This window comes from Micromonospora matsumotoense (assembly GCF_900091525.1).
Classification (GTDB): Bacteria; Actinomycetota; Actinomycetes; order Mycobacteriales; family Micromonosporaceae; genus Micromonospora; species Micromonospora matsumotoensis.
Window position 1 is genome coordinate 1 of sequence record NZ_FMCU01000016.1, and the last position, 13,145, is coordinate 13,145.

The window sequence follows — 13,145 nt, forward strand, 5'->3', positions numbered from 1 at the left end:
CCCCCCCCCCCCCCCCCCCCCCCCCCCCCCCCCCCCCCCCCCCCCCCCCCCCCCCCCCCCCCCCCCCCCCCCCCCCCCCCCCCCCCCCCCCCCCCACCCGCCCCCGCCCCCGCGTCCCGCCCCCGCGTCGTGCTGCACTGGTGATCAGAGTGCCGAAAAGCAGACGACACGCCGGGGAAAGTGCTCGTAACTGCAATCTGATCTTGAGCCCACCCGGTAGTCCGGCCAGGGATGCCTTGGTTCCTTAGCAGATCTCGTGGGCGGGTGGGGTGTTGTCCACAGCGGTGGTGGGTGTCCACAGGGCGGTAGCGGAGTGTTGCTGCGGTACGCCTGCCGGAGGCAGCCTTCGGGCATGCACCCGGTGTTGCGAGCGTTGGTGGAGCGGGACGGTGGTTTGGTGACGCGCCGGGCAGTGGTGCAGGTGGTGCCGGCCTGGGTGCTCACCCACGCCCATCGCGTGGGCCAACTCCGGCGGGTCCTGCCCGGCGTCTACGTCGACGCCGCCCTCATCACCCCCACCGCCTCCACTGTCTCCGTTACCCCCACCGCGCCGGGTTCCGTTGCCGGGGTGGGAGCCGTCGGACCCGATGGTGACGAGGCGTTCCGGCTGCTGGACGTCACCCGCCGTCACCGGGCGGCGCTCGCCTGGGCCGACGGGCGTGCGGCGCTGGGCAGTGTCACCGCCCTCGCCGTCTGGGGAGTACGCAGGCAGCCGGACGGGGAGCCGGTGCGCCTGGACGTGATGGCGGGTTCCGGCCTCAGGAGCCGATCGCACCTCGTGATCCACCGCCGGGACGACCTCTCCCTCGCCCCACCCGGGGTGCTGACCCGGCGTGGTCTTGCGGTGGTGCGGTGGGAACGGGCACTGGTCGACGCCTGGTCGGTGTTGCCCCCGCAGGATCGCCCCGCTCCGGTGATCAAAGCCGTCAACGACCGGCTCACCACCCCGGGCCGGATCGCCCCAGTGCTTACCGCCGTGCCGAGGCTGACCGGCCGGGCGCAGTTGCGCACCCTGCTCGACCGGCTCGCCGCCGGCTGCCGTAGCCCGCTGGAGATCTGGGGGCACGACCACGTCTTCACCGGCCCGGGAATGCCCGTCTTCCGCCGGCAGGCCCGGATCGCCGTCGGTCGGCGCACCATCTACCTCGACGTGTACGCCGAGCGGGAGCGCGTCGACTTCGAACTCGACGGCGCGACGACCCACGGTGATCCCCGCGAGCGGGAGATCGACCTGCGCCGGGACGCGCTGCTCGCCACCGTCGGCATCCTGGTGGTGCGCTTCGCCCGCCACCGCCTGGTCCACGAGCCCGATGCGGTCCGCCGTGAGGTGCACGCGATCCTCGCCACCCGACGCGCAGACACGTTGGTCGGTCGAGACACTGCCTTCCCACCGCCATGAACACCTGTAGGAGACACTCACGGCAGGCACGGCGTGGGGCAGCACGGCGCCGCGTGGGGGGCGGTGCGGGGCAGCGCGGCCCGGCATGCCGGGCCCGGTGCGGCTCTCCAGGTGCGAGGTGCGAGGTGCGAGGTGGCCGGCGGGTGTCAGTCGCGGAGGGTGCGCAGGATGCGGGTGAGGTCGGTGTGGTCGGTGGGGGAGAGGTGGCCGAAGAAGCGTTCCGCCTCGGCGCTGCGGGCCGTCCGGATGGCCGCGCCGACGCGCGTACCCTCGTCGGTCGGCGCGACCAGGGTCGCCCGCCGGTCGGCCGGGTCCTGCCGGCGTGCGACGAGCCCGCGTTCCTCCAGGCCGTCGACGACCTCGGTGGTGGAGCGGGGTGCGATGTGCAGGTGCTCGGCGAGGGCGCTGAGCCGCATCGCGCCGTGCCGGGTCAGCACCGCGAGGGCGCGGGCGTGTCCGGGGTTGACGTCCCAGGGTTCGAGGGTACGACGGGACTGGTGGCGCAGCCGTCGGGCCACCGCCCAGAACAACTCCGCGAGACTCTCCTCGGCCGGCTTGGTGGGCGGCGCGGCGGAGCGCCCAACCTGCGGATCAGTGGAGCGCGCGGCGGGCGGATCAGTGGAGCGCGCGGCCGGTTCGGCTGGCGGGTCGGATGTCGCACCGGTCACCGGAATACGGTAGCAGGAGTCGCTGTTGCTACCTCATGATGAGGTAACCTCAGCATTACCCGCACCCGTGAAACCCCCGACCGGGAGTACCAGCCCCGGTGACAACACGAAGCACGCACCCCCGGACGAAAGAAGGAACCCTTGGACACCACCCAAACCCACCGGGAGGGCCGCGGCGGCGCCCCCCGGACCGTCAGTGCCGCCGAGAAGACCCAGGCCCGTGCCGTCTCGCTGCGCCGGATCGGTCGGCTGTTCACCGCGTACCGTGGGCAGTTGGCCGTGGTCACCGCGATCATCGTGGTGTCGTCGATGGTCGCGATGGCCTCGCCCTTCCTGCTGCGGGCGGTGATCGACCGCGCGTTGCCGGAGCGCGACCTGACCCTGCTGGTCTGGCTGGTCGTCGGCATGATCGCCGTGGCGGCGGTGACCGCCGTGCTCGGCGTGGCGCAGACCTGGATCTCCACCCGGGTCGGGCAGTTGGTGATGCACCGGCTGCGCACCGACGTCTTCGCCCACCTGCACCGGCAGTCGATCGCCTTCTTCACCCGTACCCGCACCGGCGAGGTGCAGTCGCGGATCACCAACGACATCGGCGGCATGCAGGCCGTGGTCACCTCCACCGCCACCTCGATCGCGTCCAACCTGACCACCGTGGTGGCCACGCTGGTCGCCATGGTGGCGCTGTCCTGGCGGCTCACCCTGGTCTCCCTGGTGGTGCTGCCGCCGGCCATCTGGCTGACCCGCCGGGTCGCCGCGATGCGCCGCGAGATCACCGCCCAGCGCCAGCGGGAACTGGCCGACCTCAACGTCACCATCGAGGAGGGGCTGTCGATCAGCGGCGTGCAGCTCAGCAAGACCCTCGGCGCGGGTGGCGCGCTGATCGACCGGTTCACCACCAGCTCGGCCCGCCTGGTCGACCTGGAGCTGCGCTCGGAGCTGGCCGGCCGCTGGCGGATGGCCACCATGACGATCATCTTCGCCGCCATTCCGGCGGTGATCTACCTCGGCGCGGGGCTGCCGGGCACCGCCGGCACGCTCAGCATCGGCACCCTGGTCGCCTTCACCGCCCTGCAGGGTGGGCTGTTCCGGCCGCTGATGGGGCTGCTCAACGTGGGCGTCACGCTGACCGCCTCGCTGGCGCTGTTCGCCCGGATCTTCGAGTACCTCGACCTGCCGGTGGAGGTGGACGACCCGGCCCGGCCGGTGCCGCTCGACCCGACCCGGGTGCGCGGGCACCTGCGCGTCGAGGACGTCACCTTCAGCTACCCCGGCAGCGACACCGCCGCCGTCGCCGGCATCAGCCTGGACGTCCCGGCGGGCACCAGCCTCGCCCTGGTCGGCGAGACCGGCTCCGGCAAGAGCACCCTCGCCGCCCTGGTCAGCCGCCTGCACGACCCGGACGCCGGTCGGATCACCATCGACGGTGTCGACCTGCGCGACCTGCGCCTCACCGACCTGGCCGCCGTCGTGGGCGTGGTCAGCCAGGAGACCTACCTGCTGCACACCACCATCCGGGAGAATCTGCGGTACGCGCGCCCCGACGCCACCGACGCCCAGTTGGCCGACGCCGCCCGTGCCGCGCAGATCCACGACCTGATCGCCGCCCTTCCCGACGGGTACGACACGGTCGTCGGCTCCCGGGGCCACCGCTTCTCCGGCGGCGAGAAGCAGCGTCTGGCGATCGCCCGTACGCTGCTGCGCGACCCCCGGGTGCTGGTGCTGGACGAGGCGACCAGCGCGCTGGACACCGAGACCGAACGCGCCGTGCAACGGGCCTTCGACACCCTCGCCGAGGGGCGCACGGTGATCACCATCGCGCACCGGCTCTCCACCGTGCGGCACGCCGATCAGATCGCGGTGCTCGACCACGGTCGGATCGTCGAGTCCGGGACCCACGAGACGCTGGTGGCCCGCGCCGGCCGGTACGCCACCCTGGCCACCTGACCGCCGGCCACCCCGGCCGCTACCGTGGGGCCTGAGACGCCGGTCGGGGCTGCCGGCGCTATGCCACCCTGACCGCCGGCCCGCCCCGTCGTCCTGCGCCCCGCCCCGGCCGGTCCACGAGCAGGGTCTTGACCAGGGCCGATGGTGCGTGGTGAGAAACCCGAACTACGAGACGTGAGTCCCCGATCGGCAGTGGTTAGAGTGACGCCGTGCAAAGTGGTGTGGCGGCCCAGGTGCCGGTGCTGTACGTGGCGGACGCCGACGCGGCCCGACGGTTCTACGAGATCTTCGGCTACACCGAGATCCGGGCCGGCGGCGACGGCGGATCACGCTGGTCGTACCTGCGGTGCGGGGAGTTGACGCTGCTGCTGGCGGCGGTCACCCCCCGCCTGGTCACCGTCGAGCTGCCCTTGCTCGTCTACCTGTACGTCGACGACCTGACCGCGACCGCCGAGCGGCTCACCGCCGCCGGGCACCCGGTCGAGAAGGCCGGCTACCCGGAGCACGCCCCCGGAGGCGAGTGCCGGGTCACCGACCCCGACGGCAACGTGGTCGCCTTCGGGCAGCGGCAGGCCGTACCGCCGCAGGAGCGTGACCCGCAGGCGGGCGGTGAGGTGCGGTTCTCGCTGATCCGGGAGGCCGCCGAGGCGGCCGGTCGGCGCGGCGGCGCACCCGCCCGCTGCCAGATCGGCGGCCCGCGCGGCGAATCCTGTGCGGAGCCGGCAGAGGTCAAGCTCGCCGACTCGTGGGGCGACACGGCGTGGGGTTGCATGGCGCACGCCGACGAGACGCTGCTCACCGCGCGCGGCGCGTTCCTGGCCACCGAGGACGGAATGGGCCTCGGCCCGTTCCTGCGCGCCCGTCAGGGCCAACCCGATCGCCACCCCACCGAGGAGACTCCGGTGCCCTGAACCGCCCGGCACGGTTCAGCTCGGCCGGTTCACCCGGAACCGGTGCCGGCCCGGCGGGCCTGGTGCTGTCGGTCGCGCACCGGCGTTGCCAGCTCAGTGCGGCGGGCAGACGCTGTCGGTCGCGCACCGGCAGAACCGACTCGGGGCGGCGGGGTCGGCGCTGGTGATCGCGCGGCGTTGCCCCGGTCCGCCCGGGTCGGTGGGGCCGCTGGCGGGGCCGGGCGCAGGCCGTCGAGCCGGACGAATATCTCCCGCCTGGCCACCGCCCGGTCGTGCTGATCCAGGACGTACCCGGTGAGCCAGAGCCAGGACCGATAGGGCACGATCTCGCCCACCGACACGACCCGGAACCGCAGGGCGCGTTCCCCGGCGAACTGCACCGAGGCGGCCCGGTCGATGATCAGCAGCTCACCGGGGCGGGGTGGCGCGACGGCCGGTGTCCCGCCGCTCACCAGGGCCCGCCGTTGCGCGGTCGGCACCGCCGGGCCTGCCAGTCGCGCAGGGCCCGCCTCAGCCGGTCGTTCTCCTGGGCCAGGACGCGGATCTCCTGGTACAACGCGGCGAGTTCGTCGGCGAGTCGGGCCTGGAACCGGTGTACCTCGACGGGGTCGACGCCGCGTCGGAGTGGCGGAAACTCGTGGGTGCGTACCTCGTGGGGGGTCAGTAGCGCCGGGCGGCCGGTCCCGTAGGGCTGGCCGCCCCGATACACCTGGGCCACGGGGGTCCTTTCCGGTGCGGGGGAGGGCGGAAGGGTCCTATCGGTGGTGCTGGAAGGCGGGTCGTCCGCCGCCGGCTGCGGACGACCCGCCGGCCCGGCCGTCGCAGCCCACATCGGCGGTACGACAGCAGAGCAGCCGGATGGGGTCGGGACGGGCACACGCACCCGCCCCGACCAGGGGAAACCCCTCGTCCTTGTTGCCACGCAAGGGGAGAGGCAGCACTCAACTTAGCTGTCCCAGTCATCCGAGTCAAACGTAGAGTTGTTGGAGGGTGTCCTTGCGTGATCGAATTGGCGTGCCACGCAGGGGGAGTCATGCCGATCACCGCCGACTACATCCGCATCGCCGATGAGATCGTCGCCGACGTCAGGGCGAAGAAGCTGACGCCGGGGGACAAGCTGCCCTCGATCACGGAGCTTGCCGCGCTGCACAAGGTCAGCCCGTCGACGGTGAAGCAGGTCTACGTCCGGCTGGAAGCACTGCGAGTGATCTGGCGACACCAGGGCAAGGGCGTCTTCGTCAACGACCCGCAGCTCTGGATGCGCGAACCCTGACCCCTTAACCCGCCTCACCCCGCCCCACGCGCGGCGGTCTACCCGGTGATCAAGAGGTTTACGTCAACGTTGATCTCCCCGATGACGCAAACTCCTTGATCACCGGGCGCATGGCAGGCTCTGCGCCCCCGCGTCTCCGCTTCGCCTCGCCCGCTCCTCACGCCGAGCGCCCCGCCCGGTGATCAAGAGGTTTGTGTCATACAGAAGATCAACCTTGACGTAACCCTCTTGATCACCGGGCGGGGTGGGAGCGGGAGCGGGAGGTGGGGTGGGGTGGGTGGGGAAAGTGGGGGGAGCCGTGGGGGGTCTGGGTGCGTCCAAGGGGTATGACGAGTTTTCGAGGCATATGGGTGGCGGTCGTTCCGCTGCTCCTGCTCACGGCTGCCTGCGCGGGGCAGGGTGAGCCGACCGGTGCATCCGAGGATGCCACGCCTACCTTTCCGGCTGATGTGCCGGTGCTCCGGATCGACCACACGGGCGGCTTCGTGCGGCCCGAGACGAACCTCACCCGGCTGCCGGCCGTCAGCGTCTACGGCGACGGCCGGGTGATCACCCAGGGGCCGACCATCCTGAGCTATCCCGGGCCGGCGCTGCCCAACATCCAGGTCCGCACGATCAGCGCGGCCGAGGTGGCGAAGCTGGTCGAGCAGGCCCGCGCCGCCGGGGTGGGCAGCTCCGTCGACGTGGGCACCCCGTCGATCACCGACGTGGCCACCACCCGCTTCACCATCCGGGGATCGGTCGGCACCGAGCAGTTGGAGGTCTACGCGCTGGGCGAGGCGACCGGCCCGCAGTCCGGCCTGACCGCCGCCCAGCAGGCCGCCCGCGACAAACTGCGGGCGTTCGCCGACAAGGTGACCGACCCGGCGGGCGCGGCGACGCAGCCGTACCAGCCGACCGCCATCGCGGCGGTGGCCGGGCCGTGGGTCGCCACCCCGGAGACGGCGAAGCAGCCCAGGGTGGAGTGGCTCGGCCCGACGTTGCCCGGTGCCAGCCTCGGCGAGGGCCTCAACCTGGGCTGTGTGACGGTCACCGGCACCGCCGTGCAACAGGTGATCGCCACCGCCGGCAAGGCCAACGCCGCGACCCCGTGGACCTCCGGCGGGAAGCGGTGGACGGTGACCCTCCGCCCGCTGCTGCCCGACGAGACCGACTGCGCCAGCCTCACCGCTGGCCGCTGAGCCGCCCTCGGCCGGTCGACCCGACTACGTGTCGACCGGCCGAGGCGGCCGCTCGGATCTGTGCGCTGTCAATACCGGAGCTGGCCGTCCGGTTGGGGGGCCGATCCCGCCTGGGCAGATGTAGGTGATCGGCCGGGGCGAGCGTGACGACGATCGTGCTCATGGTTGCCCCGGGCCTGTCGGGCCGCCGGATCGCCCCGATGCTGGTTCGCCTGTCTGCGGGTCGACGACGCACTTGTTTCCATAGGCAACCATCACTACATTGGGTCCGGGTGCCGCCGAGTTGCCGGGCGGCTGTTCAGCCTGAGCCGGGCTGTTGTCCATGTGCCGAGAAGGCACGTCGACGCGCGAGCGATGTCACTGCTCCCGTGCCGTCGGTCCACACCGACGGCCAGCCGGAAGGACCCCTGTGAGGATTTCCCGTACCCGTATCACCGCCGCCGTGGCTGCCACCGTCACGGTGGCGGCGGCCGTCACCACCGTGCTCGCCGGCACCGCCTCGGCCGCCCAGGGCTGCCGGATCGACTACCAGCCCAACGAGTGGACCGGCGGCTTCACCGCCAACGTCCGGGTCTCCCCGGGCGACACCGCCCTGAGCAGTTGGACCGTCACCTGGTCCTACCTGGGCGGGCAGCGGATCACCGGTGGCTGGAACGCCCAGGTCAGCCAGGCCGGCACCACGGTCACCGCCCGCAACGCCGCCTGGAACGGCAGTGTCCCGGCCGGCGGCTCGACCGAATTCGGCGTCCAGGGGACCAGCACCTCGGGTTCCGCCGTGCCGACCGGGTTCGCGCTCAACGGCGTGGCGTGCAACGGCGGTCCGCCGCCGACCACCACGCCGGTGCCCCCGACCACCACGCCGGTGCCGCCGACGACCCCGCCCCCGACCACGCCGCCCCCGACGACCCCGCCGCCGACCACGCCGCCCCCGACCACCCCGCCGCCCACGACTCCTCCGCCGACCACCCCGCCGCCGGTCGGGTGTGCCGGTGCGGTGCTCTGTGACGGATTCGAGAACCAGACCGGCACCACGCCGGCCGGCGACTGGAGCGTGGTCAACCCGGACTGCTCCGGGGCGGGCCGGGCGGCGGTGGACACGACCACCACGCACAGCGGTAGCCGCTCGCTGCGGATCGACGGCGCGGCCGGTTACTGCAACCACGTCTTCGTCCGGTCCAACAAGGACCTCAGCGCCGTGGGCACCGTCCGGTACGGCCGGATCTGGCTGCGCCACACCACCGCCCTGCCGACCCAGCACGTCACCATGACGGCGATGACCGACACCGCCGACGGCAACAAGGACCTGCGGATGGGCGGCCAGAACGGCGCGTTGCAGTGGAACCGGGCCTCCGACGACGCGACCCTGCCCGAGCAGAGCCCGGCCGGGGTGGCGTTGAGCGTGCCGCTGCCCACCGGGCGCTGGACGTGCCTGGAGTTCATGGTCGACGGCAACCAGGGACAGCTGCGTACCTGGCTCGACGGCACCGCCATCACCGGGCTGACCGCCGACGGGGTGGCCACCCACGACATCGACGGCCAGTGGTACAACCGCACCTGGCGGCCCCGGCTGACCGACCTGAAGCTGGGCTGGGAGAGCTACGGCGAGGGCGCGGACACCATCTGGTACGACGACGTCGCCCTGGGCAGCAGCCGGATCGGCTGCTGACCCGCTCCGGGGCCGGGCGGCCGACGGGGCTGCCCGGCCCCGGCCGGGCCGACTGACCATTCAGCCGGCGGTGGGGTGCCGATCATGGTGCGTTCATCCACGATTGCCAGGCTGACCTCTGGTCGGCGGGGTTCGTCTCCCGCCAGAATGTGGCTGATCGGGATAACCATCTCGGTCGATGCATTCCTGTCGGCCCCCGCGACCCGGAGGACCCGTTGCGCACTCCCGCGAACCCCGTCACCGCCCCGACCCCTGCCACCCCCGCCCCGCACCCCGTCACCCGACCGCGTCGCCTGCTGGGCACGCTCGCCCTGCTGACCGCCATGGTCGCGGCGGTGCTGGTCGGACCGTCCGTGGTGACCCCGAGACTGACCGACTCCGCGTCGGCGGCGGTCTACGGCTCCTGCACGATGTCCCGCTGCGCGGACGCCCGTACCGCCCGCTCCGGCTGGTCGGCCAAGAGCTTCCCCACCAGCCGGGGCTGGTACGCCTGGAGCGGCGGCCTGTCGAACTTCGCCGGCGGCCAGTTCCACAACTACGAGGGGCAGCTCCCCGGCGGCGCCACCTACTACGAGTACGACGTCTATCCGCGGGTCTCCGGCGCGGCGCGGGACGCGTACCGCATCGTGGTGAACAGGAGCACCGGGGCGACCTGGTTCTCGCCCGACCACTACGCGAACTTCTACCGGATCTGAGCCAGGACCATCGGGGTGGGCCGGTCCGCCGGCCCGCCCCGGGCGAGCAGGAGGATGCACGATGACCGGACAGCGTCAGCCGGGGTGGCTGCGGGTGACCGACGAGGCCCGGCCGCCGGGGCACCCGACGTCGTCGGTCACCGTGGCCGGCGCGGCGGCCCGTACCCGCCCCGCGCTGTTCGACACCCTCACCGACGCCCTCGACCTGCCCGGACACTTCGGCCGCAACTGGGACGCGCTCGCCGACGTGCTGGCCGACCGGCTCGACGTCGGGCCGGTCACCCTGGAGGTGACCGACGCCGGTCTGCTGCTCGCCGACGAGCCGCCCGGGCAGCTCGGCACGCTGCTCGACGTGGTCGGCGGGGTGTCGGCGGGTGCCCGGGAGCCGGTCCGGCTGGTGCTGCGGGACACCCCGCAGCGGCTGCCCGCCCTGCGACTGCGGCTCTCCGCCGTCCTCGGCGGCTGCGGCGTGGCCGCCCCGCCGGGCGGCGTGGCGCACTGAGGCGTGGCGTGCTGAGCCGTCTTCTGCCGCTGGCCCGGCGCGCCGCGCCGTTCCTGCCCGTCGGCCACGCCCGGCGCGCTGAGCCGGACCCCTTGCCCGGCCGGTGGGGGACGGGCAGCGCCGGTGCCGGGGGCCGTGGTCAGTTGGGGTGGTCGAGGATCGCGCTGAACCGCTCCTCGGCCAGGTCGAGCTGGGCGAAGATGTGCCGCTTCACCGGTGCCGACAGCGGGGTGTCCGGCCGGGCGATCAGATCACGGAAGACCGGCACCAGTGGACGGTACTTCGCCGCCGAGCGGGCCACCTTGGGCCCGACGGCGTAGACCACCCCCACGCCGTTGTCGGTGAAGTCGCTGACCTTGATGACCCGGGCCCACGGCTCCCGGTCCAGGCTGGCCGCGACGTGCTCGCGGTACTGCACGTGCGGGTCCCGGTCCGGGTCGTACACCGGGTTGGTGACCGCGCCGACGAGCCGGGCCACCCGCGCCCCGAACCGGTCGGCCAGCGTGGCCAGCGCCCCCGCCGTCGGATCGGCGGCCTCCGCGCCGGCCAACTCCCGGGGGTGGTCCTCCACCGCGTCGTGCAGCAGGCCGGCGACGATCACGTCGACGTCGTGCACCTGGTAGTGGTGCATCATCCGGATCGACACCCGCAGCAGGTGGTTGAGGTAGGGCTCCCGGGAGCGGCGGTCGTCGCGGTGCAGCTCGGCGGCGAGGTCCAGGGCGGCGGTCAGCCGGTCCCGGTCGGCCGCCGCGAAGGCCGGCAGCTCCAACCGGAACCGGGCCAGCAGGCCCGGCTCGCCGTGCAGCTCGGTGATCGCGTGCATCGGCATGGTGGCGAGGTACGGCGGGAACTCCATCGCCTACTTATAGCCGATCTTCACTGTCCAGCGGACCCCGTCGTCGGGCATGTGACCGGGTCACCTCCTGCCGGAAAGGTGCTTGACCAGGCGTACCGTCGTCCCGCCGGGGGTGCCGTCGAGCTGTGCCTCGTCCATCAACCGGGCCATGATCAGTCGCCCCCGGCCCCGGTCCCGCCCGCCGGAGGGGCCCTCCCGCCAGCCGCCGGTGTCGGACACCTCGATCTCCAGTCGGCCGGCGTGCAGCCCGGCCCGTACCGTGACGGTGGCCTCGGACGCGAAGCGGCAACCGTGCTCGATGGCATTGGCGCACGCCTCGCCGACGGCGATCAGCACCACCTCCAGGTCCGCCTCGTCCACCCCGGCCCCGGCCAGCCACGACCGCAGCGCCTCCCGGGTGGGGGAGAGCTGGGCCGGGTCGGCGGCCAGCGCGGCGCGGAACACCACCGGCGCGTCCCGGACCATCGGGCCGGCCGGCGACGGCATGCCGGGCGGGTCGTCCGCCGGGCGGCGTCCGGCCGTCGGGTCGGGGCAGCTCGCGCCGACGTCGCGTCCACCCGTCACCCGCGTCCACCTCCCGCTGATCCTTGCCGCCCGGGTCGAGGCAGGTCGACTACCAACAGGCCGACCGGTGCCGGCGAGCCCCGATCGTCGTCCCCGGGCCATTCTGCCTGTCCCGGCCCGCCGCCGGGTGCCGCCCCCGGGGCGGGGCCTCCCGGCGGGTGGAGCCGGCCATGCGGGGTGGCGATCCCGGCCGGCGGGAGTGGGTGGATGCTGTCGCGCCCGGGCCGGACCGGGGCGACCCGGCGGTCGGCGGCGGCTACGAGGCCAACCGCTCGCCCGGGTCGGGCACCGGGTCGGCGAGACCGATGCCGCCGTCGGACCGCCTTATCTCCGCCCAGACCGCGTCGAGCGAGAGGCCCAGGACGTCGGCGAGCACCGCGATGGTCGGGAAGGCGGGGGTGGCCACCCGGCCGGACTCGATCTTGCGGAGGGTCTCCGGTGAGAGCCCTGCGGCCAGCGCGGTGCCGAGCATCGAACGCTGCCCCCGGGCGCGGCGCAGCAGTGCGCCGAGACGTTGTCCGCGTTCGACCTCGGCGGGAGTGAGCGGCAACCTGACCATGGCTGCGATTCTAGTACCGGGATAACATGGCCGGGATATTTATTGGTGGTCCGAGGAAGGCACCGCATGATCGAGATCCTGAACCCCGCCGACCTGGTGCGTGCGCGGGACACCGGCGCTCTGGTCGCCGACATCCTGCGGACACTGAAGAGCCGCAGCACGGTCGGCACCAACCTGCTGGAGATAGACCAGTGGGCGCAGGACATGATCGTCGAGGCCGGTGCGCAGTCCTGCTACGTCGACTACGAGCCGTCCTTCGGACGCGGACCGTTCGGCCACTACATCTGCACCTCGGTCAACGACGCGGTGCTGCACGGCCTGCCGTACGACTATCCGCTCGCCGACGGTGACCTGCTCTCGCTCGACCTCGCGGTCTGTCTCGGCGGCGTGGTCGCCGACTCGGCCGTCAGCTTCGTCGTGGGCGACGCGTCGTCCCCGGAGAGCGTCGCCCTGATCGACGCGACCGAGCGCGCGCTGGCCGCCGGGATCGCCGCCGCCGGCCCCGGCGCGCGCGTCGGTGACATCTCGCACGCCATCGGCAGCGTCCTCGACGCGGCGGGATACCGGATCAACACCGAGTTCGGCGGCCACGGCGTCGGCTCGACCATGCACCAGGACCCGCACGTGTCCAACACCGGCCGGCCCGGTCGCGGCTACCGGCTGCGCCCCGGGTTGCTGCTGGCCCTGGAGCCCTGGGTCATGGCGGACACCGCCGAACTCGTCACCGACGCCGACGGCTGGACGCTGCGCAGCGTGACCGGCTGCCGGACGGCACACAGCGAACACACCATCGCCATCACCCCCGACGGCGCCGAGGTGATGACCCTGCCGCGGTGACCCGGCACCGACCGCCGGCACCCCGACCGGTGCCGGCCCGTCGTCGCGCGGGCCGCCGGCGAGGGGGCGCGACGATCGCCCCGGTCGGGC

15 protein-coding genes are annotated in these 13,145 nt (G+C 73.2%); 9 read left to right on the forward strand and 6 right to left on the reverse strand.

The window, feature by feature from the left end:
- Window positions 1-397: 397 nt before the first annotated feature.
- Window positions 398-1,399, forward strand: a complete 1,002-nt coding sequence (locus GA0070216_RS25045) for an endonuclease domain-containing protein (protein ID WP_245722709.1) — start codon at window positions 398-400, stop codon at window positions 1,397-1,399.
- A gap of 146 nt (window positions 1,400-1,545) precedes the next feature.
- Here GA0070216_RS25045 and GA0070216_RS25050 read toward each other — a convergent pair whose 3' ends face one another.
- Window positions 1,546-1,929 (reverse strand): MarR family winged helix-turn-helix transcriptional regulator, encoded by a 384-nt coding sequence (locus GA0070216_RS25050; RefSeq protein WP_091251098.1) that lies wholly within the window; start codon window positions 1,927-1,929, stop codon window positions 1,546-1,548.
- A gap of 279 nt (window positions 1,930-2,208) precedes the next feature.
- Between GA0070216_RS25050 and GA0070216_RS25055 the strand changes: the two genes are divergently transcribed.
- Window positions 2,209-4,011 carry an ABC transporter ATP-binding protein gene (locus tag GA0070216_RS25055; protein ID WP_091251100.1) on the forward strand — a complete coding sequence of 601 codons (1,803 nt, stop codon included), beginning with the start codon at window positions 2,209-2,211 and terminating at the stop codon, window positions 4,009-4,011.
- A 209-nt stretch (window positions 4,012-4,220) separates the two neighbouring features.
- Window positions 4,221-4,922 (forward strand): VOC family protein, encoded by a 702-nt coding sequence (locus tag GA0070216_RS25060; RefSeq protein WP_091251102.1) that lies wholly within the window; start codon window positions 4,221-4,223, stop codon window positions 4,920-4,922.
- Between the two features lie 29 nt (window positions 4,923-4,951).
- Here GA0070216_RS25060 and GA0070216_RS35760 read toward each other — a convergent pair whose 3' ends face one another.
- Window positions 4,952-5,374, reverse strand: a complete 423-nt coding sequence (locus tag GA0070216_RS35760; protein WP_245722710.1) for a hypothetical protein — start codon at window positions 5,372-5,374, stop codon at window positions 4,952-4,954.
- Window positions 5,371-5,640, reverse strand: coding sequence for a DivIVA domain-containing protein (locus tag GA0070216_RS25070; protein WP_245722711.1), 270 nt, complete (start codon window positions 5,638-5,640; stop codon window positions 5,371-5,373). Before GA0070216_RS25070 ends, GA0070216_RS35760 begins: the two co-directional genes overlap by 4 nt.
- A 315-nt stretch (window positions 5,641-5,955) precedes the next feature.
- Here GA0070216_RS25070 and GA0070216_RS25075 point away from each other — a divergent pair, with 315 nt between their 5' ends.
- From GA0070216_RS25075 to GA0070216_RS25095, 5 genes are all read left to right on the forward strand, one after another.
- The gene (locus tag GA0070216_RS25075) at window positions 5,956-6,195 is read left to right on the forward strand and encodes a winged helix-turn-helix domain-containing protein (protein WP_091251104.1); all 240 of its coding nucleotides are present in this window, start codon (window positions 5,956-5,958) and stop codon (window positions 6,193-6,195) included.
- 326 nt (window positions 6,196-6,521) lie between these two features.
- Window positions 6,522-7,376, forward strand: coding sequence for a hypothetical protein (locus tag GA0070216_RS25080; protein WP_091251106.1), 855 nt, complete (start codon window positions 6,522-6,524; stop codon window positions 7,374-7,376).
- Window positions 7,377-7,818: 442 nt separating this feature from the next.
- Window positions 7,819-9,042 carry a cellulose-binding domain-containing protein gene (locus GA0070216_RS25085; protein WP_245722712.1) on the forward strand — a complete coding sequence of 408 codons (1,224 nt, stop codon included), beginning with the start codon at window positions 7,819-7,821 and terminating at the stop codon, window positions 9,040-9,042.
- Window positions 9,043-9,257: 215 nt separating this feature from the next.
- Window positions 9,258-9,737, forward strand: coding sequence for a ribonuclease domain-containing protein (locus tag GA0070216_RS25090; protein ID WP_425413193.1), 480 nt, complete (start codon window positions 9,258-9,260; stop codon window positions 9,735-9,737).
- Window positions 9,738-9,798: 61 nt separating this feature from the next.
- Window positions 9,799-10,239 (forward strand): barstar family protein, encoded by a 441-nt coding sequence (locus tag GA0070216_RS25095; protein ID WP_091251110.1) that lies wholly within the window; start codon window positions 9,799-9,801, stop codon window positions 10,237-10,239.
- Between the two features lie 139 nt (window positions 10,240-10,378).
- Here GA0070216_RS25095 and GA0070216_RS25100 read toward each other — a convergent pair whose 3' ends face one another.
- From GA0070216_RS25100 to GA0070216_RS25110, 3 genes are all read right to left on the reverse strand, one after another.
- Window positions 10,379-11,095 (reverse strand): HD domain-containing protein, encoded by a 717-nt coding sequence (locus GA0070216_RS25100; RefSeq protein WP_091251112.1) that lies wholly within the window; start codon window positions 11,093-11,095, stop codon window positions 10,379-10,381.
- Between the two features lie 60 nt (window positions 11,096-11,155).
- Complete coding sequence (locus tag GA0070216_RS36230) at window positions 11,156-11,659, reverse strand: ATP-binding protein (RefSeq protein ID WP_281190464.1); 504 nt, start codon at window positions 11,657-11,659, stop codon at window positions 11,156-11,158.
- A 256-nt stretch (window positions 11,660-11,915) separates the two neighbouring features.
- Window positions 11,916-12,218, reverse strand: coding sequence for a helix-turn-helix domain-containing protein (locus GA0070216_RS25110; RefSeq protein ID WP_091251114.1), 303 nt, complete (start codon window positions 12,216-12,218; stop codon window positions 11,916-11,918).
- Window positions 12,219-12,284: 66 nt separating this feature from the next.
- On the opposite strand from GA0070216_RS25110, the gene map reads away from it, so the two are divergent.
- Entirely contained in the window at window positions 12,285-13,055 is a 771-nt protein-coding gene (gene map, locus GA0070216_RS25115) for a type I methionyl aminopeptidase (RefSeq protein ID WP_091251116.1), read from the forward strand.
- Window positions 13,056-13,145: the final 90 nt, after the last annotated feature.